This window comes from Reyranella sp., from assembly GCF_004297265.1.
GTDB lineage: Bacteria > Pseudomonadota > Alphaproteobacteria > Reyranellales > Reyranellaceae > Reyranella.
The window spans coordinates 14,316-38,386 of record NZ_SCUT01000048.1; the positions used below are offsets into that span (position 1 = coordinate 14,316).

Annotated in this window: 22 protein-coding genes and 1 tRNA gene; 10 read left to right on the forward strand and 13 right to left on the reverse strand. The window is 65.6% G+C overall.

The features are described 5' to 3' along the window. Positions 1-171 precede the first annotated feature (171 nt). Genes EPO41_RS20635 through EPO41_RS20650 form a run of 4 tightly spaced genes read left to right on the forward strand, consistent with a single transcriptional unit; the run spans position 172 to position 3,647 of the window. Entirely contained in the window at positions 172-1,395 is a 1,224-nt protein-coding gene (locus EPO41_RS20635; protein ID WP_363247246.1) for an HlyD family secretion protein, read from the forward strand. Beyond that, positions 1,386-2,972: a DHA2 family efflux MFS transporter permease subunit gene (locus EPO41_RS20640; protein ID WP_296329351.1), complete on the forward strand. Its 1,587-nt coding sequence runs from the start codon at positions 1,386-1,388 to the stop codon at positions 2,970-2,972. Before EPO41_RS20635 ends, EPO41_RS20640 begins: the two co-directional genes overlap by 10 nt. A gap of 7 nt (positions 2,973-2,979) precedes the next feature. Continuing rightward, entirely contained in the window at positions 2,980-3,135 is a 156-nt protein-coding gene (locus EPO41_RS20645; protein WP_296328999.1) for a hypothetical protein, read from the forward strand. Continuing rightward, a complete protein-coding gene (locus EPO41_RS20650) occupies positions 3,132-3,647 on the forward strand; it encodes a DNA starvation/stationary phase protection protein (RefSeq protein WP_296329002.1) in 516 nt (171 codons plus the stop codon). The genes EPO41_RS20645 and EPO41_RS20650 overlap by 4 nt, the downstream gene beginning before the upstream one ends. A 60-nt stretch (positions 3,648-3,707) precedes the next feature. Here the strand turns inward: EPO41_RS20650 and EPO41_RS20655 are convergent, their stop codons facing one another. From EPO41_RS20655 to EPO41_RS20675, 5 genes are all read right to left on the reverse strand, one after another. Then, positions 3,708-4,109: a response regulator gene (locus tag EPO41_RS20655; protein WP_296329005.1), complete on the reverse strand. Its 402-nt coding sequence runs from the start codon at positions 4,107-4,109 to the stop codon at positions 3,708-3,710. 73 nt (positions 4,110-4,182) lie between these two features. After that, the gene (locus tag EPO41_RS20660; protein WP_296329007.1) at positions 4,183-4,836 is read right to left on the reverse strand and encodes a response regulator transcription factor; all 654 of its coding nucleotides are present in this window, start codon (positions 4,834-4,836) and stop codon (positions 4,183-4,185) included. Continuing rightward, positions 4,833-6,275, reverse strand: a complete 1,443-nt coding sequence (locus EPO41_RS20665) for an ATP-binding protein (protein WP_296329010.1) — start codon at positions 6,273-6,275, stop codon at positions 4,833-4,835. Before EPO41_RS20665 ends, EPO41_RS20660 begins: the two co-directional genes overlap by 4 nt. A gap of 81 nt (positions 6,276-6,356) precedes the next feature. Next, positions 6,357-7,331: a tripartite tricarboxylate transporter substrate binding protein gene (locus tag EPO41_RS20670; RefSeq protein WP_296329013.1), complete on the reverse strand. Its 975-nt coding sequence runs from the start codon at positions 7,329-7,331 to the stop codon at positions 6,357-6,359. A 93-nt stretch (positions 7,332-7,424) separates the two neighbouring features. Beyond that, positions 7,425-8,567, reverse strand: a complete 1,143-nt coding sequence (locus EPO41_RS20675; RefSeq protein WP_296329016.1) for an acyl-CoA dehydrogenase family protein — start codon at positions 8,565-8,567, stop codon at positions 7,425-7,427. 198 nt (positions 8,568-8,765) lie between these two features. Here EPO41_RS20675 and EPO41_RS20680 point away from each other — a divergent pair, with 198 nt between their 5' ends. Both EPO41_RS20680 and EPO41_RS20685 read left to right on the forward strand, forming a co-directional pair. Further along, on the forward strand, positions 8,766-11,105 hold the full coding sequence (locus EPO41_RS20680; protein ID WP_296329354.1) for a Tex family protein: 2,340 nt from the start codon (positions 8,766-8,768) through the stop codon (positions 11,103-11,105). 38 nt (positions 11,106-11,143) lie between these two features. Next, positions 11,144-11,680, forward strand: a complete 537-nt coding sequence (locus tag EPO41_RS20685; protein WP_296329019.1) for a thermonuclease family protein — start codon at positions 11,144-11,146, stop codon at positions 11,678-11,680. A gap of 15 nt (positions 11,681-11,695) precedes the next feature. Here the strand turns inward: EPO41_RS20685 and EPO41_RS20690 are convergent, their stop codons facing one another. From EPO41_RS20690 to EPO41_RS20700, 3 genes are all read right to left on the reverse strand, one after another. After that, positions 11,696-12,511, reverse strand: a complete 816-nt coding sequence (locus tag EPO41_RS20690) for a GDSL-type esterase/lipase family protein (protein WP_296329022.1) — start codon at positions 12,509-12,511, stop codon at positions 11,696-11,698. Positions 12,512-12,867: 356 nt separating this feature from the next. After that, entirely contained in the window at positions 12,868-13,896 is a 1,029-nt protein-coding gene (locus EPO41_RS20695; protein WP_296329027.1) for a hypothetical protein, read from the reverse strand. Positions 13,897-14,225: 329 nt separating this feature from the next. Beyond that, on the reverse strand, positions 14,226-14,363 hold the full coding sequence (locus EPO41_RS20700) for a primase-helicase zinc-binding domain-containing protein (RefSeq protein WP_296329357.1): 138 nt from the start codon (positions 14,361-14,363) through the stop codon (positions 14,226-14,228). 223 nt (positions 14,364-14,586) lie between these two features. Between EPO41_RS20700 and EPO41_RS20705 the strand changes: the two genes are divergently transcribed. Then, a tRNA-Ser gene (locus tag EPO41_RS20705) sits at positions 14,587-14,676 on the forward strand. Positions 14,677-14,820: 144 nt separating this feature from the next. Here EPO41_RS20705 and EPO41_RS20710 read toward each other — a convergent pair. After that, on the reverse strand, positions 14,821-15,360 hold the full coding sequence (locus tag EPO41_RS20710) for a hypothetical protein (protein WP_296329030.1): 540 nt from the start codon (positions 15,358-15,360) through the stop codon (positions 14,821-14,823). Between the two features lie 131 nt (positions 15,361-15,491). On the opposite strand from EPO41_RS20710, the gene EPO41_RS20715 reads away from it, so the two are divergent. Next, positions 15,492-16,424 (forward strand): LysR family transcriptional regulator, encoded by a 933-nt coding sequence (locus EPO41_RS20715; protein ID WP_296329033.1) that lies wholly within the window; start codon positions 15,492-15,494, stop codon positions 16,422-16,424. Between the two features lie 92 nt (positions 16,425-16,516). On the opposite strand, the gene EPO41_RS20720 is transcribed toward EPO41_RS20715, so the two are convergent. The 4 genes from EPO41_RS20720 to EPO41_RS20735 all read right to left on the reverse strand — a co-directional run bounded on the left by EPO41_RS20720 (position 16,517) and on the right by EPO41_RS20735 (position 21,178). Next, positions 16,517-17,305: an alpha/beta fold hydrolase gene (locus EPO41_RS20720; RefSeq protein WP_296329036.1), complete on the reverse strand. Its 789-nt coding sequence runs from the start codon at positions 17,303-17,305 to the stop codon at positions 16,517-16,519. A gap of 17 nt (positions 17,306-17,322) precedes the next feature. Then, positions 17,323-17,541, reverse strand: a complete 219-nt coding sequence (locus EPO41_RS20725) for a helix-turn-helix transcriptional regulator (RefSeq protein WP_296329039.1) — start codon at positions 17,539-17,541, stop codon at positions 17,323-17,325. Further along, positions 17,541-18,083, reverse strand: a complete 543-nt coding sequence (locus EPO41_RS20730) for a DUF2975 domain-containing protein (protein WP_296329041.1) — start codon at positions 18,081-18,083, stop codon at positions 17,541-17,543. The genes EPO41_RS20725 and EPO41_RS20730 overlap by 1 nt, the downstream gene beginning before the upstream one ends. 530 nt (positions 18,084-18,613) lie before the next feature. Beyond that, complete coding sequence (locus tag EPO41_RS20735) at positions 18,614-21,178, reverse strand: tetratricopeptide repeat protein (RefSeq protein WP_296329044.1); 2,565 nt, start codon at positions 21,176-21,178, stop codon at positions 18,614-18,616. Between the two features lie 214 nt (positions 21,179-21,392). Between EPO41_RS20735 and EPO41_RS20740 the strand changes: the two genes are divergently transcribed. After that, positions 21,393-22,385, forward strand: coding sequence for a tripartite tricarboxylate transporter substrate binding protein (locus tag EPO41_RS20740; protein ID WP_296329048.1), 993 nt, complete (start codon positions 21,393-21,395; stop codon positions 22,383-22,385). A 21-nt stretch (positions 22,386-22,406) separates the two neighbouring features. Next, on the forward strand, positions 22,407-24,044 hold the full coding sequence (locus EPO41_RS20745) for a thiamine pyrophosphate-dependent enzyme (RefSeq protein ID WP_296329051.1): 1,638 nt from the start codon (positions 22,407-22,409) through the stop codon (positions 24,042-24,044). Positions 24,045-24,071 lie beyond the last annotated feature (27 nt).

The following is a 24,071-nucleotide window of genomic DNA, read 5'->3' on the forward strand; positions in this document are numbered from 1 at the left end:
TGCTCCCGATCGGATGCGATGGAACGATCTTCCGGGAAAAAGTGGCGCCTGACTGCCTATACCAAGGTTTGCCCGCATCAGACGTCCATCTGAATTGGCGGAATTTCCCCCTTCCGTATCCTCTCGCTCAGCCACGCAAATGGTGCGTGGCCCGCGATAGGAGACCACGTCATGTCGCCCAGCCCCGGCACCCTGATCCCGCTACGCCGTCCGACGGAGAGCAGTCCCCCGCCGCCCGCGCCGGCCCCGGTCGAGGCGCCGCCTCAGGAGAAACTGCTTCTCGACGAGCCGGGCGCGACGGACGAGGCACCTTCGAAGAAGACGCCGCGCGGAGGCTTCACGGGGCGCCGCATGCTGCTCGGCGGCGTCGGCCTCCTGGCCCTGGTCGGCGCGGTCTCGGCGGCCGGGCTCTATTATGACTACAGCACTCACTTCGCGACGACCGACGATGCCTTCATCGCGGCGCGACAGTTCGCGGTCGCGCCCAAGGTCCCGGGCTACCTGACGTCGGTCCCGGTCACCGACAACCAGCATGTCGGCACGGGCGACGTGATCGCCCGCATCGACCAGCGCGACTACCAGGTGGCGCTCGCCCAGGCCGAGGCGGCCATTGCGGCCGCGCAGGCGGGCATCGCCAACATCGCTGCCCAGATCGAAGTCCAGAAGGCGCAGATCGCTGCCAGCGAGACCCAGGTGAAGCTGAGCGAGGCGCGGCTGGTCTATGCGCAGCAACAGGCCGAACGCTACAGCACGCTCACGAAGGAAGGCTGGTCGAGCCATCAGACCGGCGAACTGGCTCTGTCCGAGCTCTACCAGCAGCAAGCGGCGGTCTCGAACGCGCAGGCCAACGTCACGGTCGCCCACCGCCAGCTGGACGCGCTCGAGGCGCAACGCAACTCGGCATTGGCGAACCTGCGGGAGGTGCAGGCAAAGCACGACCAGGCGGCGCTCAACCTGTCCTACACGACGGTGACGGCGGCGCAGCCGGGGCGGATCGTCCAGCTCGGCGCCGCGGTCGGCGAGTTCGCGCAGGCCGGCACGGCACTCTCCATGTTCGTCCCCGACGAGATCTGGGTCGTTGCCAACTTCAAGGAGACGCAGCTCGACGCGATGCGTCCGGGTCAGCCGGTGAGCTTTCGGATCGACGCCTATCCCGGCCGCGAAATCCATGGCCATGTCGCCAGCGTGCAGCCGGGATCCGGCACCGCCTTTTCGCTGCTGCCCGCCGAAAACGCGACGGGCAACTACGTGAAGATCGTGCAGCGCGTGCCGGTGAAGGTCGTCATCGATCATGCGCCGACCGACGTCGCGCTGGGACCGGGCATGTCCGTGGTCCCCACGGTGCGGACCGATCCGGCGCCGTCCCTCTACGAGCGGCTGCGGAGCTGGCTGTGAGCGCCGCCGACACGGCCAGGGTGTCGAACCCCTGGCTGATCGCCGTGGTGGTGGCGATCGCCACCTTCATGGAAGTTCTCGACACCACGATCGCGAACGTGGCCCTGCCCTACATCGCGGGCGGCCTCGGCGTCAGCGAGGACGAAGCCTCCTGGGTGGTGACCACCTACCTGGTCTCCAATGCCATCAGCCTGACGGCCAGCAGCTTCTTGGTCCGCAGGGTCGGCCGGCGACGCTTCTTCATCGCCTGCCTCACCCTGTTCACCGTCAGCTCGGTGCTGTGCGCCTTCGCCTGGAATCTGCAGGCATTGCTGCTGTTCCGCGTCCTGCAGGGCATTGCCGGCGGTGGCATGGTGCCGGTCTCGCAGTCGATCCTCGTCGATACATTCCCCCCGGCCAAGCGCGGGCAGGCCTTCGCCCTGTTCGGTGTCGCCGTCGTGGTGGCGCCCGTGGTCGGGCCGACGCTCGGCGGATGGCTTTCCGACAACGCCTCCTGGCACTGGTGCTTCCTGATCAACGGGCCGGTGGGCCTCCTGACGATCGTGTCGATCGCCCTGCTGCTGCGCGAGACGCGGGCGCAGGTCGAGGAACGGCAGCGGCTGCGGCGGACCGACGGCGGCTTCGATCTGGTGGGCTTCGCGCTCGTCGCCACGTTCCTCGGCGCGCTCGAGATCGTGTGCGATCGCGGCCTGGAGGACGACTGGTTCGGCTCCGGCTTCATCGTCGCCGTGGCTTCCGTCTGCGCACTGGCCTTCATCCTCATGATCCCATGGGAGCTGACGCGCCGAAATCCGGCGATCGACATCCGCATGGTGGCAACGCGGCAGTTCGGGGCTTGCTTCCTCGTGATGCTGGCGACCGGCGCCATCCTGCTCGCGACGACGCAGTTCCTGCCGCAGCTCGTGCAGCAGGATCTCGGCTACACCGCCACCTGGGCCGGCCTCGTCCTGTCACCCGGGGGGCTCGTCACCATGGCGATGATGTTCATTACCGGCCGCCTGCTGACGAAGATCCAGCCCAAGTACCTGATCGTCGCCGGTGCCTCGATCATCGCGCTCTCGATGTACAATCTGACGTCGATCTACGGCGATGTCGGCTTCTGGTTCCTCGCGCACTCGCGCATGCTGCTGGGCGTGGGCCTGCCGCTGATCTTCCTGTCGATCACGGCCGCCTCCTACGAAGGCATATCGCCGGCCAATATCGATCAGGCCTCTGCGCTGGTGAACGTCGCGCGCAACATCGGCGGCTCGCTCGGCATCGCCCTGTCGTCCAACGTGCTGGCCCATCGCGGGCAGTTCCACCAGAGCCGGTTGGTCGAGCACGCTATCCCGTCGGACACCGCCTACCAGGAGACGCTGCGCCAGGCGATCGACTACTTCGCGAGCCACGGCAGCTCGGCGCTGCAGGCCCAGAAGCAGGCCATCGCCTGGATCGGCCAGCAGGTCGCGACACAGGCCTCGTTCCTGGCCTTCATCGACGTCTTCTGGACGCTCATGGCGATCTCGCTCTCCGCCGGGGCACTCGCGCTCACCCTGCGCAAGGTCAAGCTGGGCGGCCACGCGCCGGCGGCCCACTGAGGAAATCATGCACAAGCTGCTGAAAGCCGATCTCGTCCTCGCGGTTGTCATCGTCTGCATCGCGATGACGCTGACTGTCGTCGTGGTCTTCACCGCGTCGGGAGAAACCCACCAGGTGCATCAAATCCAACCGTTCCCATCCACGAAGGAGACAAGCCAATGACCACCTCCATCCAGAACCGCCGGACCGCCGCCCTGCAAACGCCCAGCACCTTCTCGGAAAACGCCGTCAAGGATCTGGCCGCGTCGCTCACCGCCCTGCTGGCCGACTGTTTTGCGCTCTACCTGAAGACCAAGAACTTCCACTGGCACATGTCGGGGCCGCACTTCCGCGACCATCACCTGATGCTCGACGAACAGGCCGACCAGATCTTCGCGATGACCGATCCGATCGCCGAGCGCGCCCGCAAGATCGGCGGCGCGACGCTGCGCTCGATCGGCCAGATCGCCCGGCAGCAGCGCCTGCTCGACAACGATGCCGACTTCGTCCCGCCGGGCACGATGCTGGCCGAGCTGCGCGACGACAATCGCCAGCTCACCTCCATCCTGCGCGAGGTCCATGTGCTCTGCGAGGAGCATGGCGACGTCGCGACGGCGAGCCTGGTCGAGGTCTGGATCGACGAGACCGAGCGCCGGACCTGGTTCCTGTTCGAAAGCGCCCGCGCGCACGGATAATCAGGGTACCCGAACCCGTCGTCTCGACCGGTGCATTGCGACGGGAGGGACGACGGGGTCCTACGCCGGTGGCCGGAGGGCGCGCTCGACGCACTCGATCATGCGGCTGGCGTCGAACGGCTTGGTGAGGAAGCCGGCAGCGCCCAGCTCCTCCGCCTGTAGCCGCATGTGATCGCGCGGAAAGGCGGTCATCAGGATGACCGGCAGCCGCGTGTCCGACGCCACGATGCGCTTCTGCAGTTCGAGGCCGCCCATTCCGGGCATCTGGATGTCGGTCACGAGGCAGGAAAAGGCTCCGCCCTCCGGCCGGTCGAGGAACTCTTCGGCCGAGCAGAATGCCCGCACCTCGTAACCCACCGATCGCAGCAGATTGCCGAGCGCCTCGCGCACCGACTCGTCGTCATCGACGATTGCGATGCACGGGGGAGAGACGGCGTTCGAGGAGCCTGCAGAGGACGACATGGCCGCGCCACCTTGCGGCAGGCACGGCCGCGCCGGTAGCCATACGTACGTTTATGAAATTGCAGGGAGCGTGCTAGCCAGGGCCGGCATGGAGCGCCAGTTGCTCGGCCATGCGCACGAGGTCGGCGAGCGTGTCGGCGTTCATCTTGCGCATCGCCTGGGCGCGATAGAGCTTCACGGTGATCTCGCTCAGGCCCAGCTCGCCGGCAACCTGCTTGTTCATGAGGCCGCGGGTCACCAGGGTCATCACCTCGCGCTCGCGTGGCGACAGGCTCTCGAAGCGCGCGCGCACGTCCCGTCCCGCTTCGGCGGCGGCGCGTCGCTGCCGGTCCGCCTCGATCGCCGAGGCGACGGCATCGAGCATGTCCTGATCGCGGAACGGCTTGGTGAGGAAGTCGACGGCGCCGGCCTTCATGGCGCGCACCGACATCGGCACGTCGCCGTGACCCGTCATGAAGACGATAGGCAGCTCGATGCCCATACGGACGAGCTGTCCCTGGAATTCGAGGCCGCTCACGCCCGGCAGGCGGATGTCGAGGACGAGGCAGCCGGGCGCGTCGGCCGGACCCGCCTTCAGGAATTCCGCAGCCGAGCCGAAGAGCCGCGCCTGCAGGCCGACGGAGCGGAAGAGATTGTCGAGCGCCAGCCGCAGCTCCTCGTCGTCGTCGACGACGAACACCACGGGCGTCGCCTCTGCCGGCGCGGGCGCGGGTTGCCGGCGGTTCATGCCGCCCTCCCGCCGACCGGCAGGCAGACACGGAACGATGCCCCTCCTTCCGGCCGGTTGGACGCTTCGATGCGGCCGCCATGAGCTTCAACGATCGAACGCGAGATCGACAGGCCCATGCCCATGCCATCGCTCCGGGTCGTGAAGAAGGCGTCGAACAGATGGGCAAGGTCGGCCTCGGCAATCCCCGCGCCGGTATCCTCGACTGTCACCACGATGGCATCTCCCAGACTCTCGTTCGCACCACGTTGCACTCTAACAGAAATCGTGCGCCGTTCGGGAGGCACGGCGCCCAGAGCCTGGATGGCGTTCAACATGAGATTGAGCAGGACCTGCTGGATCTGCACCCGATCGCCGTCGACCGGCGGCAGGCCCGCCGGAAGGTCTGCGGACAACCGGACACCCTGGACGCGCAGCTCCCGCTCGACGAGCTGGACGGTCTCCTCGGCCACCGCCGCGACGTCGAGAAGCGCGTGGGCGGGCGTCGACTTGGCTGACAAGCCCCGCAGGCGGCGGACGACGTCGCTGGCGCGGTGCGCATTGCGCAGCATCGCCTCGATGGACTTCTTCGTCTCGCCCAGGTCCGGCGTGTCACGCCCCAGCCAGCGCAGACCAGCCTCACCGTTGGCGACGATGGCGGCGAGCGGCTGGTTGACCTCGTGGGCAATCGACGCGGTGAGCTCGCCCATCGTGGCGATGCGCGATAGGTGAGCCAGTTCGCTGCGTGTCCGGTCGAGCCTGTCCTCCACCGCGCGCTGGGCGGTGATATCGGTGTTGGTTTCGAGCACGGCGGCAGGCCGGCCGTGCGAATCGCGCTGCAGCGCCCAGCGTGAATTTACCGTGGCTTGCCGGCCGTCGCGGCAGGTGTGGACGATTTCGCCCTCCCAGCGGCCCTCCCGCTCGAGTTCCTCAAGGATCGCCGGATAGGGAGCCGGAAACTTCTTCTTCAACAGCATTGCCGCCGGCTGGCCGACCGCCTCGTCGCTGCTCCAGCCATAGAGATTCTCCGCGGCGCTATTCCAGTACTTGATCACGTCGTCGCGGTCGCGGACGAACACCGTGTCGTGCGTGAGGTCGAGGAGATCGGCCTGCTCGCGCAGCGCCGCCACGGCCAGCTGGTTGCGTGCGGCCAGCAACGCGGTGATGCCGATGGCCGCGAGGCTGACGAAGCAGCGCAGCATTGCGCCCGTCCCCGGCGTGAGGTCGTGCGTGAGAAGGAAGCTCGCGATCGTCAGCGCGGCGCATCCCGCGGCAATCGCCAGAATGCCGGTATATCCGGCAAAATCGACCGCCAGCAGAACGACGGCCACATAGAGCACGGCAACGGCGATATCGAGCGGCGTCAGCGTGTCGACGACGAAGATCGCGACGGCGACGATGGCCGTAAGCACGGGCACGACGATCTTCGTCCGGGCCGGTGCCGAAACGTAAGGGGACATTCGGGGAGGTCTCCGGAGCGTTGGCGCACATCGTAGCCCCGGCGGCCGCGTCGAACCACCGGGCGAAGTGCGCCTGACTTCCTAGTCGACCCTGAGGTTGAGGTCCTTGACGATGCCCTTCCACACCAGGAACTGATCCTTCTGGTACTGCACCGCCTGCTGCCGCGTCGACGGCGTTGGCACGATGCCGTTCTGCAGCAGCTTGGCCCTCACCGATTCCGTTTCCAGGATCTTCACCAGTTCCCGGTTCAGCCGGTCGAGGATGTCGTCCGGCGTCCCTGCCGGCGCCACGGCGCACCACCAGCCGCTCATGTCGGGTGGCGTGGCGAGCCCTTGTTCGGAGAAGGTCGCCACGTCGGGCAGCAGCGAATTGCGCTGGGCGGTCGTCATGCCGACCGCCCGCACCTTGCCGCCCCGGATCATGCCGAGCGAGGCCGGGATATCGGCGACCATGAGCTGCACGTGTCCGCTGATCAAGTCAGCGAGGCCTGGGGGCACCGACTTGTAGGGCACATGCGTCACGTCGAGCTGGTAGGCGTTCTTGATGTAGCCGCCATAGGCGATGCCACCGGTATTGCCGCTCGCGTAGTTGAACTTCCCGGGATTGGCCTTGAGCAGCTCGATCAGCTCGGGCGCCTTCGTCGCCTTGACGTCGTTGTTGACCAGCCAGACGTAGGAAACCGAGGCCACCATCGAGATGTAGCTCAGGTCCTTGGCCGGATCGTATCGGACGCCGCTGGTCAGGCCGGCCGGACTGGCGACCAATCCGGAATTGGTCAGGAGACCGAGCGTGTATCCGTCCGGCGGTGAGCTCACGACGAACTCCGTGCCGAGTGTCGTATTGTTGCCCGGCTTGTTTTCGATGACGATCGGCTGGCCCAGCGCCTGGCCGAGCGGCTCGCCAATGATGCGGGCGAGAATGTCGCTGCCCGAGCCGGCGCCGAAGGGGACGATGAGGCGGATCGGCTTGTTCGGATAGGATTGCGCCATCACGGGCGCGGCAAGCATGACTCCGACGGCGGTAGCGAACGCGGTAAGCCGGTGAACCAAATTCATGAGCTTCCTCCCTTGCTTCGCAGCATTTTCTTGTTCGTGCAGTTTCAGGACGAGGGTTGCCGCTCCTTTCGGTTGATGAAGGTGCCGTACGGTTCAGAACCTGAAGCCGAGGTCGCGGGCGATCAGGTTCTTCTGGATCTCGCTGGTGCCTTCGCCGATCACATAGACCAGCGCGTCGCGATGGATGCGGCCCACCGGATACTCGCGCATGATCCCGGCGCCGCCATGGATGCGAATCGCCTGCTCGCTCACGGAAACGGCGGTCTCGCTGGCGACGAGTTTCACCCGCGCGGCGGTCGCCGAGTCGAGCGTGTCCTGGTCGACCCTCCAGGCGCCATAGTAGACGAGCCACCTCGCCGCCTCGATCTGCGCCGACATCTCCGCAAGCTTGTGCCCGATCGCCTGGTAGTCGCCGATCCGCTTGTTCGCGACCAGCCGGTCCCGCGCGTAGGCCGTTGCCGCGTCGAAGGCGGCGCGCGCCATGCCCAGGGCATTCGCCGCCACGCCAACCCGGTTCTCGCTGAGTGACTCCAGGATCACCGGATAGGTTCCGAGACGCTCGCCGAGAACGCGGTCGTCCGGAACGAACACGTCGTCCATGTGGATCAGGCCGGTCTCGGAGGCACGGATGCCCTCCTTCCTGAGCTTGTCGATGGTCATGCCCGCGGCCGGCAGCTCGACGATGAACAGGCTGATGGCGCCGCCGGTGAGCTCAGGCGCCGTCCGCGCCGCGACCAGCAGGAAATCCGCGATCGGCGCATTGGTGATGTAGAGCTTGCTGCCCCTGAGCTTCCAGCCGCCGTCGGCGCGCTCGGCGCGGGTCTTGAGGGCGCGGATGTTCGAGCCGCCGTCGGGCTCGCTCAAGGCAAAGCCCGCGATCTTCTGCCCCTGCACGGCGGGCCGGAAGAAGCGCTCGCGCTGCTCATCCGTACCGGCTTTCCAGATCGGCCAGATGCCGAGATGGCTGTGGGCCGACCAGCTCGAGGCGAATCCCTGGCTCATGTAGCTCAGTTCCTCGCGCACGATGCAGTCGCTCACCTTGTCGAGGCCGCTGCCGCCGTCAGCTTCGGGATAGCGCACGCCCAGCAGGCCGAGCTCGCCCCAGCGCGCGAAGACTTCGCGCGGCAGGACTTCGTTCTCCTCCGCCGCCGCCACCAGCTTCTGGTGTTCCGTCTGACACAAGCGCCTGACGGTCTCGCGCACGGCCTCGTGCTGTTCGGAAAAGGAGAAATCCATGATCGACGGCTTTTCTTCGTTATCAGTGATTCTTTCGCCGAAGGAACACTGCCAACGAACGAAATTTTGGTCAAACGATGGCTGGCAGCTCCAGGCGGAACTTCACAAACCGCTTGAAGTCCCACAGCCGCGCCGTTCATATCCGCGGCCCGACGTGGAGACGGTCTCCCACGCTAACGACCGATGAGGTTTTTCTTGGTGGTCTCCATTCAGGCGCGCATTGCCGAAGAACTCGGGGTCAAGGAGCAGCAGGTCCAGGCTGCGGTCGAGCTGCTCGACGGCGGAGCCACCGTCCCCTTCATCGCGCGCTACCGCAAGGAGGTCACCGGATCGCTGGACGATGCGCAGTTGCGTACGCTCGAGGAGCGGCTGGGCTATCTGCGCGAGCTGGAAGCCCGACGGAAGGTCATCCTCGACTCCGTCCGCGACCAGGGAAAGCTGGACGCGAAGCTCGAAGCGGCGATCCTGGCGGCCGACAGCAAGAGCCGCCTCGAGGACATCTACCTCCCCTACAAGCCCAAGCGCCGCACCAAGGCGGAGATCGCCAAGGAAGCGGGCCTTGAAGCACTGGCCGACCTCCTGCTCAAGGATCCGAGCGTCGAGCCCGCAGTCCGGGCGGAGCCATTCGTCTCGGCGGACAAGAACGTCGCCACGGCGGCGGCGGCGCTCGAAGGCGCGCGCGCCATCCTGGTGGAGCGCTTCGCCGAGAATGCCGACCTGATCGGCGCCCTGCGCGAGGAGTTCTGGACGAACGGACGCCTCGTTTCCAAGGTGCGTGAGGGCAAGCAGGAAGCCGGCGCCAAGTTCAGCGACTATTTCGATTTCTCCGAGGCCCTCGCCAAGATGCCGTCACATCGCGTGCTGGCGCTGTGCCGCGGCGAGCGCGAGGAGGTCCTCGGCCTGACTGTCGAGCCGGACGATCCCGCGACGCGCCCTCCAGCGTCGCAAGCGGTCCCCAGCGCCTACGAGCTGCGCATCATGCGGGCCTACGGCATCTCCGACCAGGGACGGCCGGGCGACAAATGGCTGGCCGAGACGGTGCGCTGGGCGTGGCGCACCAAGATCACCATCATGCTGTCGATCGACCTCCGGCTGCGGCTATGGACGGCCGCCGAGGAAGAAGCGGTGCGGGTGTTCGCTTCCAATCTGCGCGACCTGCTGCTCGCCGCCCCCGCCGGTGCACGGCCGACTCTCGGGCTCGACCCCGGCTACCGCTCCGGCGTGAAGGTCGCGGTCGTCGACGCCACCGGCAAGGTGGTGGCGACCAGCACGATCTATCCGCACGAGCCGCAGCGGCGCTGGGACGAATCGCTTGCCGTCCTGTCGAGGCTGGTGCGCGAGCACAAGGTCGAGCTCATCGCGATCGGCAACGGCACCGCCTCGCGCGAGACCGACAAGCTGGCGATGGAGCTGCTGAAGGGCCTGTCGGAGATCAAGCTGCAGAAGATCGTGGTGTCGGAAGCCGGCGCGTCGGTCTATTCGGCGTCCGCCTATGCTTCGGAGGAACTGCCGGGCCTCGACGTGACCCTGCGCGGCGCCGTGTCGATCGCGCGGCGGCTGCAGGACCCGCTGGCGGAGCTGGTGAAGATCGATCCCAAATCGATCGGTGTCGGCCAGTACCAGCACGATCTCAGCGAGTTCAAGCTGTCGAAGTCGCTGGACGCCGTCGTCGAGGATTGCGTGAACGGCGTGGGCGTGGACCTCAATACCGCCTCGGCGCCATTGCTGGCGCGCGTCTCCGGCATCGGCCAGGGGCTGGCGCAGAGCATCGTCTCCCATCGCGACGCGCACGGTGCGTTCAGGTCCCGCAAGGCCTTGAAGGACGTGCCGCGGCTCGGTCCCAAGGCGTTCGAGCAGTGCGCGGGATTCCTGCGCATCCAGGGTGGCGACGATCCACTCGACGCCTCGGCCGTGCATCCCGAATCCTACCCGGTCGTGCACCGCATCATCGCCGCGACCAAGAACAAGATCGATGCCCTGATCGGCAACGCCCCTGCCCTGCGCGCACTGTCGCCGAAGGAATTCGTCGATGAGAAGTTCGGCCTTCCCACCGTCACGGACATCCTGCGCGAGCTGGAGAAGCCGGGACGCGATCCGCGTCCGGCCTTCAAGACGGCGGAGTTCAAGGCCGGCGTCGAGACGCTGAACGACCTCGAGCCGGGCATGGTGCTGGAGGGCGTCGTCACCAACGTCGCCGCCTTCGGCGCTTTCGTCGATGTCGGCGTCCACCAGGACGGGCTGGTGCACGTCTCGGCCATGTCGAACAGTTTCGTGAAGGACCCGCGCGCCGTCGTGAAGCCGGGCGACATCGTCAAGGTGAAGGTCCTGGAGGTCGACAAGCCGCGCAAGCGCATCAGCCTGACCCTGCGGCTCGACGACGAGGCCGGCAAACAGCCCGCCCGGTCCGCCCGCAACGAGGCCGGCGGCGGGGCTTCCCGGCGCGATCAGGCCCGCGTGCAGGCCGCAAAGCCCAGCGCTCCCGGTAACGCGATGGCCGACGCATTGCGGCGGGCCGGCTTTGGGACGAGAAGCAAATAACGTAGAGTGCCCCGGAAACGCCGCCGCAAGGTTACCCTTTGAAAATTGTCTCCTGGCCGATCGTTGCCCTCGCCGCGCTGGTGATGACAGCCAGCGCCGCCGCCCAGTCCTCCGATGACGATACCGTGCTGCCGCCGGTGCCGAAGCCGCGCTTCACGGTGGTGGACGGCGACACGGTGAAGTTCGGCCCGCAGACCGTGCGGCTGTTCGGCATCGACGCGCCCGAACGCAGCCAGACCTGCGACGACGGTCAGTGGCGTGCCGGCGCGCTCGCTCGCAAGGCGCTCGAGGAGTTCATTGCCGGGCGCCCGGTGAACTGCCGCCTGGTCGATACCGAGCGCAAGAGCAACCCGCCGGTGGCGCAGTGCTTCGCCGGCGACGACGACCTGCAGGAGAAGATGGTCTCCGCCGGCTGGGCCTGGGCCCTGCCCGCCAGCAGCAAGGACCGCTACCTGCCCGAGGAGCGCGAGGCCATCCAGCGCAAACTCGGCGTCCACGCCCACAAATGCATGCCACCCGCGGAGTGGCGCGCAATGATCCGCCGCGAGGCCTTGAGACGGGAACAGGGCGGCTGAACCGGTGAACCGCGGTTATTGATCCGGCGTTCGCGATAGCTCCGGCAGCCGGGCGGCCAGCAGGCTTGCGATCATCGCGTTGCCGCGCGCGTTCACGTGGGAGTTGACGTAAAGCGACGCTGCCGCCGGCTCGGCGGCGAATCTCGGATAGGTGTCGACGGTCGCCAGCCCCAGGCTCGACGCGCGATCGAGCACGTCCCGGGTCGCACGGCGTTCCTCGGCTGCGAAGATCCGGTCGAGCCAGACCCGGGGATGATACTGGGCCAGCAGGACGACACGGCTTCCGGGCGCCGCCTCAAGCTTTGCCAGCCGTTCGACGAGTCGCAGAACAATGCCGCTGCCGTGGCCGGCGGGATGCTTTCGCACATGGTAGCCGAAGAGCTGCTGCAGGGGTGGCGGAAGCTCGATCAGGATGCGCTGCTGACGATGGCGGAGCCACGCGGGCGCAAGCGGCCTTCGCTCGGGGACCGGCACGCCCCGGAGGACGAGTTCATCTCCCCCCATCGCGAACCAGGGCTTGTCCCGCCCCCACAGGCGACGCATCTCGGTGCGTCGTATGTCATCGGCGATGAAGCCGACGATGACCATCGACGGCTTGTGTCGCTCGGCGAGCTGCTCGGCGCGAAGGACGATCTGGTCGAAACCGTAGCCCGACACCCCACCGTTCAGCACCCTGTGGCCGCTCAGTCGCTCGAGCTGTGCCGGCCAGGTATCGCCGTCGCTGACCTCCTCCCCGAACGTGTAGGAATCACCCACGGCGAGAATTGTCCGATCGATCCCGGCAGCCGCGACGCCGCCGCTGCGCCGGAAGCCGTCGGCATCGATCGTCACCGGCCACCCGCCGGCCCCCGCTCCCCGAAAGCCCGGTTTCGGCGCGTAGCCCAGCAGATCATCGTGCGTCAGGCAAAAATCGTCTGCCATAACGACAAGACAGACACAGGATACCATTTGTTGCAATCACGCTGGCACCTTTGATTCCACTCAGCTGGATGGGTGTCCGAGCGGTTTAAGGCGCCGATCATTAAAATTTGACGGAACCATGTCGAGCAATCACGGCCCGTCCCAAGCGGGCCCTTTTTGTTTGGCTTTTCGGCAGCGGGAATGCCCGCGCGTCGGTCCCCTGTCCCGCGTCGTCTCTGCCAGTTCGGTGGCCTCATCGTCGGCCGTTTTGCTGTGACCTCGTATTCTCAACGTCGCGTCAAAAACATCTGTTCGTCAGTGATAAGTAAAGAACAGTCACAATCTTGCAGATCGTCCGGCCCGAGGGTTTGCCCCGTGAGAGAGTAGATCTGCTGCTCTACCTCCCTTGTATTGCTCTTCGACAAACCTTTCACCGTGCCGCGGATTTCTCGAATATTGGTTCGGCTCGGTCGAAGAAGCTCCATGTTCTGGTCGCCGAAGCCGAATCCCAGAAAAACAAGCCTTACGGCATGCTCCATCATCTCTTTGGCCTCAGCCGCTCTCGCCTTCTGACTTTCCGTGAATGTCAGCAAGCGTTGTGACATGGCATAAAGCCCGTCCGCGGCTTCATGGGTTTCCGGCCGATAATAGTGGCCGAACATCACAGCTTCTTTCGCATCGTAAAGCGGGCCGAGACTTCCATATGGATGGACGATTCTCAGTCGCTCGCTGACAATCGCCGCAGCCGTCGACAAGTCGACGCTGAAGTGACTTGCCAGCGCATGAGTAAGATAATGCTCGATGCAGCGGTCGTAGTTGAAGACGATGAACGAAACATTGTCGAAAATGGTCTTCATCTCGGCCTTCCGAATGCCAGGCGCTAAGACGTTCTTAAATAATCGCGCAAGCCAGGACCTCTCCGATAGAGAGAGATCAATCAACTCTCCGGGGCGTCGCGGCAGCAGCGACAGGCTGCCGCTCTCGGCGGTAATAAGGCAAGCCGCGATAGCGATTTTGCCGAGAAGTTCGAAATGCTTCTGGTCAGACCTGCTGTACAGGAAGTAGTCGATCGACACTTGGGTCGCCAGGGCTGCTCGCATTGCGCGCGCCTGCTCAAATAGCTGTACCGAGTGAAGTAGCAACTCAGGCCGATATTGCAGCATAGATATGGCAGTGCGCATCAACTCGGTCGTTGCGGCGTGGCTATTGAAGTGTAGCGCTTCGTCGATCTGCTTTGTGAGACTTGGCCCCAGCGGGAAACCATAGTCGACGCTGGCCCCAGCGCCGACCACAAACGTCGTCGGATGCCTGATCAAGATTGCCCCCAAATAGCATCGGCAGGTTATCCGCCGCCGCCTCCAAGGGGAATCAGATTACGCCCGGCCCGTCGGCCGCAGCCGCCCATTTTCTTGGAAGCCGCTCGCATTGGCCTCGGGATCGAAGCCCGGCTCCGTCTGGAATCGACGCCACCGTTCGGCCAATGTCGAGGCCCGACAGCAGCGACGCTCCGGCGCCCAGGTAGTTCGGGCTATAGACCGAACTGGCGGCCCGCATGCTCTCAAGCGTCGCGGTGTTACCATACCCATCCCCTGGGTACGGTAGCCGTTGGGCCTCCGTCGACCGCATCGCATGCGTCCTTGTGCGATTAGCCGTTGAGCTTGCGGACAAGGATGATGCCTGTGCCCGCGCGACACTGGTTGCAGAACCATGTGCCCTCCACGCCCTTGTCGTCGAAGCGGAAGCGATCCTTGCCGCCGCAGATCGAACACGCCTCGCCGAACATCACCCTGCAGGTCTATGCCCACCTGTTCCAGAAGCGCGATGACAAGGCGGCGGCAGCGATCAATGCCGCCTTGTCGGGGCTAGGCGAGACCGCTCGACCCGTCTTCCCGAGGTGCTATAAGAGCCGCCGCCGGCCACGGCCGGCAGCGTTGGGTAGCAATCTCGGTGGCAGCGGCCTGCAAGCCAGTGCGACGCGAGGCAAAAACCCAACGTTTTCAGTAGCTGGATGGGTGGCCGAGCGGTTTAAGGCACCGGTCTTGAAAACCGGCGTGGGTTCACGCCCACCGTGGGTTCGAATCCCACCCCATCCGCCAGCCCCCCGATCACCGTCAAGTGTCCGTCCGATTCACGTCAGCAGCCCGGACTGGGACGAGAAGATCGTGCGTGCACGTTTCGGGCATCCGGCCCTCAGCCAGATGGAGCACCTCCCGGGCCAGAGCATCCACAGCTAGTCGCCTTTACAGCGCTTGCCCCTTCGCGCGACGCGCGATGCTTTCGGCAAACAGCGGCGTCTCACGGCGGTTGTGGTCGCTGCCGGCTGCTTGGCGGGCAGCAGCAGCATCAGCGAACGCAATGCCGTGCTTGTCGATGAAAGCCATGAAGGCGTCGGTGGGCCGGGCGGTGACGCGATTGGTGTAGCGGGTGCGTCCGTTGCCGGCATCCTCCGCAATCAACTCCCAGAGCACATTGACCTGAGTGCGGCCATTGGACGAGAAGGCGTCCGAGATCGAGTTCATCCGCACGTAGCTTGGCGTGGCCTCTTCGGCGACATAGTGCTGGATCATCAGGGTCGTGCCAATCATCTCCACATTGATCGACATGCGCTGGCCATCGTCCGTGGTCGTCACGCCCACCGCAATGTGATCGGGCACGCAGCAGCGCTGATATTCGGCCTCCGGCAGATTGAACAGCCAGTCGGCAATATCGACCTGCGCCAGCGGGACGTCGATTTCATGCGAGTAGGCAGATTGAGACAGTATCTGTTCGAGGATCTTCATGGGTCTTTCCCTTGGCCTTTCGGCGAGACAAACAGCGTCTTTCCGTTGGCCTTGAGATGGCCCGACATTGCCGCGATGATAACGTAGGCGATGCCACAAACGGCTTTGCGCCTTTCGCAAAGATGGAGCGCATGAAGGATTCCCGCTTTGCCGAGCATCTGGCGGTGTTCGCCGAAGTCGTGCGCCAGGGCAGCTTTTCGGCTGCGGCGCGGCGGCGAGGACAGACGCCCTCGTCGATCGTCCGGCAGATCGACGCGCTCGAACACTCGCTCGGCGTGCCCTTGCTGATCCGCTCTACGCGCGCATTGACCATGACCGATGCGGGTGAGCGCCTGTTTGAGCGCGCACAGCCGTTGCTCGACCAGATTGCGGACACGCATGCGGAGATCGCCGCGTTCGATGGCACTGTTGCCGGTGTGCTCCGGCTGGCCTGCTTACCGACCTTCGGCAAACGCTATGTCATTCCCACGCTGCAGCGGGTGATGGGCGATCATCCGCAGCTGACAGTCGAACTGGACCTGACGGAACGCATGGCCGATCCGGTTCTTGATCGCCTGGACGCAGTGATCCGGATCGGCCGCCTGGCCGACAGTACGCTCATTGCGTCGAAGCTCGCCGATCAGTGCCGGCTGCTGGTGGCAGGCCCCGACTATCTCGCGCGCGCCGGACGCCCGGTATCGGTGGCAAAACTCGCCGGCCATCGGTTGATCGACAAGATCCATGGCGCTGATCTGCTGGGCTGGAGTGACGTCACGGCAATGCCGGGGGGCGCCGGAGCAATCGGGCGGGCCGTCTTCCGCTGCGACGATTTCGAGGCAATGAGACTGGCTGCGCTGGGAAACATGGGGATCGCCTTCTTGCCCGATTGGGTGGTAGGCACCGATGTCCTGACGGGGGATTTGATTCGGCTGGAGTTGGAAGGCGAGCACTGGAACGCTGCCCCCACCGGGGTCTGGCTTCTTCGCGCTCTCGAACAGCCATCAGCTCGTCTTCGTGTCGTCACAAGCGCTTTGCGCGAGAGCATTGGCTCGCCGCCTATTTGGGCCGCCGAAAAGCCGGCCTAGCAGTTTTCTGAAAGACCTGTCGGTTTTCAGCAAACTGCTAGGCCAGGTTCGCACGCCTTGGGGCGTTCGTGGTTAGGATCGTCTATTTCGTGCTATCGCGGTTGTGCCAGCACCCAGCGGATTGCCTCCACCACCGCATCAGGCTTTTCACCCGGAATGTTGTGACTGCTATCGATCCAGCGGATTTGCGCCGTCGGATAAAGCCGCGCGAAATCGGCCCGCTTGGCCTTGTCGAAGGCCGCGGCTGGACCGCCGCCGTCGTTGCGCGCCAGCAGGATGACGGTCGCGATGCGAGCGGAGAGTGGCGGTGCCGCCAGCACCTCCGCGCCGGTTTGCGGCAGGGCGTCGAACTCCGGGCGGATCGGTCCGATCCCCCCGGCGAGCGCCATGATGCCCCAGGCAAGGGCGCCGCGATTCGCGAGCGAGCCCTCGCCCTCGAACTGGGTGGGATGGGTCGAATCGACAAGGACCAGCCCCGCCACCTCCTCGGGATGGAGCCTTGCGTAGAGCTGCATGTAGAGGCCGCCTGCGGAATGGCCGACCAGCACATAGGGCGGCTTCAGGCCCCGTCCCCGAAGGAGCGTGCGCAGTTCCTCCACGATGGCCGTGCCATCCCGCGGCCGCCCGGTCGAGGTGCTGCGCCCAATACCGGGGCGGTCATAGGCGAAGACAGCATTCGTCCGCGCGATCTCCCGGAATACGGCCGTCCAACTCTCCTTGTGCGCTCCCAGGCCAGCTTCGAACACGACCGTTGGGGCCGGCCCGGGCAGATGCGACACCTCGACATTCCCGTCGATGCCACGGGCAGTTTCCGCACCCGGCAAGGTGGAGCAGCCGGCAAGCAGCGACGCCGAGAGGATCAAGCCGGCCGCCAGGGCCACTCGAAAGTTCGCCCGAGTCACGGAGGGCCGGCGTCCGGCACGAACTCGAGAATGTCGCCCGGCTGGCAGGACAGCACCGAGCAGATCTTCGACAGTGTCTCGAAGCGTATGCCGCGCACCTTGCCGGATTTCAGCAAGGACACGTTCTGCTCGGTGAGACCGATCCGTTCGGCAAGCTCCTTGGAACGCATCTTGCGCCTGGCAAGCATCACATCGAGAGTGACGACGATCGCCATCAGAGGATGCTCCGATTGTCCTCGTCGAGGCGAATTCCCTCGCGCATCACCAGCGCAAAAGCGAGCATCAGGAGACCGACGAGCAGCGCCGTGACGTCGCCCGAACTGACGGACAGGACCAGTTGCTGCTGACCCGGCGGGTTGGCGCTGGTCATCAGCAGCCCCACCGTCATGCGGACGACGACGCCCGCAACGGCTGCTGCAACCGCCAGAAGGCCGATGCGCCGCAACAACGACGGTGCCGCCGGATCAAATACGGTCGCGGCCCGGCCGAGCAGCCGGAACAGCGTCCGGGCCGACCACATCGCGGCGATGAAGATCAGGGCCGGAATGAGGCTGACCAGTCCTGCCGCCGTCAGGGCGGGGCCGCCGGGGTCGACGACGACCCCCGGCACTTCGCGGCGCAGCGCGATGGCGAGCGCGTCCGGTGCGAGGGCCAGATAGGCGATATAGCCCAGACCCATCGCAACGCCGGCGACGGCCAGCCATTCTGCAGTATGCGTGATGAACCGCAGCCTGCGCCGATCGCCCGGGTTGGTCATGTCTTCGCTCGGAGGGCGGGAGACGCCGCTGCTGGACATCGGTAACCTCTGTAGAACGGTATGTTATTATCGTAATACATTAATTTATTCAAGCCCGATAGGTTTCCGAGGCAGCTTCGGAAGCAAGGGCATAAACGAAACAAACGAATCGAAAAAACCTCCCCGCCCCGCAGGGCTATCGCCTGTGAAACATTCCGTCGTCTCGACCGGAGCGCGCAGCGCGGAGTGGAGAGACCTTTCGTCCACCAATAGCCGTCAAATGGAGGAAAAAAGGTCCCTCCACTCCGCTGCGCTCCGGTCGGGACGACGGGTAGTTTGGACAAATGCGATAGCCCTAGCCTTGGAAGGGCCCGGTCGGATCTCGGCCTTGGGGGCTGCCGGGATCGGTGCCTGGAGGTCGGCGGGTGACAGCGGCACACCGGCGCAAAGCCGCACCGCAGCGCCGGCCCGCATCGAACCACTGGACTTCCGAAAGCCTGGGTGGAGGGCTCCGCGACCCGACGGGCAGTCCGCCGGGCCAGAGGCCTCTCTCAGTTCACGCCGTACTTGGCGAACTCGCCCGAGATGTTCGGCTGGATGCCGCTTGCGGCGGACATGTCGGCGATGCCGGCCGGGCCCTGGCCGTTGCGCGCGCGCGCGAGGCCGCGGCCGTAGAGGGCACGTGCGCGATCCGGATCGACCTTGAGCGAGGCGTTGTACTCGGCGATCGCCCGGTCGTACTGCTTCCGCTTCAGATAGATCAGCCCGATATTGTCGTGGGCATAGGGATCGTTGGGCACCAGCTTGAGGACTTCGTTGCAGTCGGCGAGCGCGGCGTCGAGGTTCGCTCCCGTCACGGCCCGCGTCAGGCATCTGTTGTTCAGCGCCGGCGTCATCTTCGGGTCGACCTTCAGCGCGTCGTCATAGTCGGAGATCGCCTTGGCGTAGTCGCCCTTGTTGAAATGGGCGATACCGCGGCTGAGATACAGGTTCGCATCGCGCGGCCTCAGCCGGATCGCATTGTTCAGGTCGTCGATCGCGTCGTCATATTCGCCAAGGCTGCTGTAGAGATTGGCGCGGCTGGCATAGATGCGCGGATTCTTCTGATCGGTGCGCAGCGCCTGCGTGTAATCCTCGATCGCCCGGCCCGCGTCGCCGCGGAAGGCCATGACCTGCGCGCGATAGTACAGTGCGGTGGGATTGCCGGGCGACAGGCGCAACGCATCTTCGATGTCGGCCAGCGCCCGCGGATAGTCCTTCTTCAGGCCGTAGGCGAAGCCACGCTGGATCAGCGCGTTGATGTCGTCGGGGCTGATCTTCAGCGCCGCGTCGAAATCGTTGATCGCGTCGTCGATCCTGTCCTTGAAGATCAAGGCCATGCCGCGGTTGATGTAGGCCAGCGGCTCCTTCGGGTCGATCTCGATCGACGACGTATAGTCCGCGATGGCATTGTCGTAGTTGTCGATACGATGGTACGCGGCGCCACGCTCGAAGTAGGCGAAGGCCATGCCCGGCGCAATCTTGATGGCGCGGTCGAGATCGGCCACGGCTTGCTGCGTCCTGTCCATCTTGAGGTAGGCGGCGCCGCGGCCGAGATAGGCGCGGGGCTCCTTCTCGTTGATCTCGAGCGCCGATTCGAAGTCCTTCACGGCGGCCTCGTATTCCTGCTTGTCGATCAGGGCCATGCCGCGCTGGTAGTAGGCGTTGGCCACCTGGTCGGCTGTCTGGGCCGCCGCAGGATCCTTCTTGCTGTCCTTGTCCTTCTGCGTGAGCCTGAGGATGTCCGACGTCTGCAGGCCGAGCCGCACCGCCTCGGTGAAGTCGACGATGGCGCGATCGGGATCGTTCCGCTGCCGCCACGTCACGCCGCGGTTGATCAGCGCGTTGACTTCCTTCGGATTGAGCCTGAGGGCCTGGTCGAAGTCGGCGACCGCCTCTTCGAATTTGCCCTTCTTCGTGTAGTAGACGATGCCGCGGTTGACCAGCGGGTTCGGATCCTTGGGCGTCAGTTCATGGGCGATCGAGTAGTCCGTGAGCGCGTTGTCGGCGTCGCCGATGCGGTGATAGGCGATGCCGCGCTGCATGTGGGCGAATGCCTGGCCGGGCTTGAGCTTGATGCCCTCCGAGAAGTCGGCGATCGCCTGCTTCAGGTCGTTCTTGTACATGTATGCCGCGCCGCGGCCGACCCAGGGCGATGCATCCCGCGGGTTGAGGCGGATCGACTCGGTGAAGTCAGCGATCGCCTTGTCGTAGTCGCTCTTGTCGTACCAGGCGAGACCGCGCTGGAAATGGACGAAGGCGGCCTGCAGCGCGATCCGGTTGGCCTCCTGCTGCGGCGTCCGGGCGAGCTGGCTGGTGATCGAATCGGGTACGTTGGTGAGCGACACCGGCTCGATCTTGTCGGGCAGGATCCTGATCGCCGTCGTGAAGTCGGCGATCGCCTGGTTCACGTCGCCCTTCTTGCGATAGACGATGCCCCGATTGGTCCAGGCGCTGACCTCCTTCGAATTGATCTTGAGCGCCGCATTGAAGTCGGCGATCGCGCCCTCGTTGTTGTCCTTGCGCGTGTAGAGCACGACGCCGCGGTTGATCAGGGGCAGCGTATCGCGCGGCGCGAGCCGGATCGCGTCGCTGTAGTCGATGATCGCCCGGTCGGCCTCGCCGATCGTCTGATGGACCACGCCACGCTGGATGTAGAGGTGCGGGTTGAGCGGCTGCGCCATGATGGCGTCGTTGTACATCCGGACCGCCGTCCGGAAGTCGGCCTTGGAGCGCTTGTCGCTGTCCGGACCGCTCTCCGAGAGCCCGCGGTGGAGATAGGCCAGCGCCAGCGCGCCGCCCGAGAGAAGGCCCTTGTCGATGACCTCGGTGCAGGCCGCGACCTTCGTCGGCGCATCGGCGCCGGTGACGCCGTAACAGACGTCCGCCTCCGGCGGATGACCGCCCTTCTTCGCAGCCTGCTGCTGGTTCTTCTGCTGGGACGGTGGCTGTGAAGCCGCCTTCGGCTGGGCAAGCCCATCGGTAGCGGCAACGGAACACAGTGCCCCCAAGGCGACACCCAAGGACGTACCGCGCGCGACGAGACGCACCGCGGCCCAACGCTCAAAACCCCACATGACCATCCTCTTGCCAGTGCAGACAGCCCCCAAAGCCATTTGCACTCCCTAGGCGAAAGTACCCAATGGCGAGACTTTTCAGTCATTTGGAGGGCACTGGCAAGGCCGGCCGCGCCCAAATGCCGACACGATTTCCCGGGTTTGAGCTTCACCGTCGACGGCGCACGACGTTTTTGGCACCCTCTCTGCGTCAATAAAGGGAGGAAACATAAGAATGACGAACAAGATGCGTCCAATCGGACGCCGTACGGTCGTGGGCGGAATTGCCGCCACCACCCTCGCCGCCCCGGCGATCGTGGCCGCCCAGAGTCCCTACCCCAACAAATCCGTTCGCTACATCAACCCGTACCCTGCCGGCGGCGCGACCGACACGCTGTCGCGCATGTTCTGCGCCAAGATGTCCGAATTGAGCGGCCAGCAGTGGATCGTCGAGAACAAGGGAGGGTCCGGCGGCAATGTCGGCATGGACGCGCTCGCCCAGTCGCCGCCCGACGGCTACACGCTGGGCCTCGGCGGCATCGCCAGCCACGCCATCTCGCCAACCCTCTACGCCAAGCTGCCCTTCAACGCGAAGACCGACTTCACGTTCATTTCGACAATGTGGCAGTTGCCGAACATGCTGGTGGTCAACCTCGACCTGCCGGCCAAGACCGTGCCCGAGCTGATCGAGTTGCTGCGCAAGAACCCCGGAAAGTACTCCTACGGTTCCGCCGGATCCGGCACGACGCTCCATCTCTGCGGCGAGCTGTTCAAGATCATGGCCAAGGTCGACATGGTCCATGTCCCCTATCGTGGCGCGGCCCCGGCGATGCAGGATCTGCTGGCAGGGCAGATCCACATGATCTTCGACAACATTCCCGGCGCGCTGGCCCAGTCGCGACCCGGCAAGGTGCGGGCGCTCGGCGTCACTTCGGCCAAGCGCAGCCCCGTCGTGCCCGACGTGCCGGCCATCGCCGAGACCCTGCCGGGCTTCGACATCAACTCGTGGACCACGCTCACCGGTCCCGCGAAGCTGCCGCCCGAGGTGGTTGCGCGGCTGTCGGAACTGTCGAAGAAGGCGCTGGAGAGCGAGGACCTGAAGGCCAAGTTCTTCGACCAGGCCGCGCTCGCCATCTGGCGCTCGCCGGCCGAAACGGCGGCCTACCGCGATTCCGAGGAGGCCCGTCTCGCGCCGATCATCAAGGCTTCGGGCGCGCGTGTCGACTGATCCGCGTGTAGACTGGAGTGCATGAAAACGCTCTCGACTGCACAAACCGTCGTGTCGATGCTGGAAGTGAACGGCATCGACACCCTCTACTGTCTCCCCGGCGTCCAGAACGATCCGTTCTTCGACGCGCTCTACGATCGCACCAATGCGATCCGGCCGATCCATGCGCGCCACGAACAGGCCTGCGCCTACATGGCGCTGGGCCATGCGATGGCGACCGGCAAGCCCTCGGCCTACGTGGTCGTACCCGGCCCCGGCTTTCTCAACACGACGGCCGCACTGGCAACCGCCTATGCCGTCAACGCGCCGGTGCTAGCGCTGACGGGCCAGATCCAGCAATCGATGATCGGACGCAACGTCGGCCTGCTGCACGAACTGCCGGACCAGCTCGGCATCATGCGTGGCCTCACCAAATGGGCCGACCGCATTCCCGCGCCCGCCGCCGCGCCGGGCCTGGTGAACGAAGCGTTCCGCCGCCTGCTCTCGGGCCGCCGTCGCCCCGTCGCACTCGAATGCGCCATGGACACCTGGGCGAGGCGCGCGCCGGTCGAGCTGATCGGCACGCCTGCCGCCGCCGATCCCTGTCCGGTCGACGAGGAGGCCGTCGAACGGGCGGCGAAGCTGCTGGGCGGCGCCGAACGGCCGATGATCGTGGTTGGCGGCGGCGCCCAGGGCGCGGGTGAATACGTCCAGCGCATCGCCGAACTGCTCGACGCGCCGGTGATGACCGGCCGCATGGGCCAGGGCGTGATCGACGGAAGGCATCGCCTCTCGATCACCGCGCCCGCCGGCTACCGTTTCTGGGGCGAGGCCGATGTCGTGCTCGCGGTCGGCACGCGCTTGCAACCGCCGCAGCAGAACTGGGGCCTCGACGACACCTTGAAGATCATCCGCATCGATGCCGACAGCGAGGAGCTCGACCGTCATCGCAAGCCTGCGATCGGAATTGTGGGCGATGCGGCCGCGACCTTGAAGGTGCTGGCCGATCGCCTGGCCGGGCACAACAGAAAGCGCGACGGCCGCGCCGAACAGGTTGCCGGGATCAAGGCCGCCGCCAGCAAGAAGATCCACGACCTGCTCGCGCCGCAGATTGCCTACCTCGAAGCGATGCGCAAGGCGTTGCCCGAGGACGGCATCCTGGTCGATGAGCTGACGCAGATGGGTTATGCGGCGCGCTTCGCCTGGCCGACCTACAAGCCACGCACCTTCCTGTCGCCCGGCTACCAGGGCACGTTGGGCTGGGGTTACGCCACCGCCCTCGGCGCCAAGATCGCGAGGCCGGACGCCGCGGTCCTGTCGATCAGCGGCGATGGCGGTTTCATGTTCACGGCGATGGAGATGGCCACGGCGGCGCAGCACGGGATCGGCGTCGTGGCCGTCGTGTTCAGCGACGGAGCTTTCGGCAACGTGCGGCGTATCCAGCAGCAGTCGTTCAACAACCGGACCATCGCCACCGAGCTGCGCAACCCCGATTTCGTGAAGCTGGCCGAGAGCTTCGGCATCGACGCCGTGCGCGTCGGCTCGCCCGAGGAACTCGGCAACGCGATCTCGCGCGGCATCGCCAAGGGTGCGCCGCTCCTTATCGACTGCCCCGTCGGCCAGTTCCCCGACCCGTGGCCGCTGGTGACGCTGCCGCCGATCAGGCCGCCAAAGGCCTGAAGGCCTCAATGGAGCGCGCCACTCCAG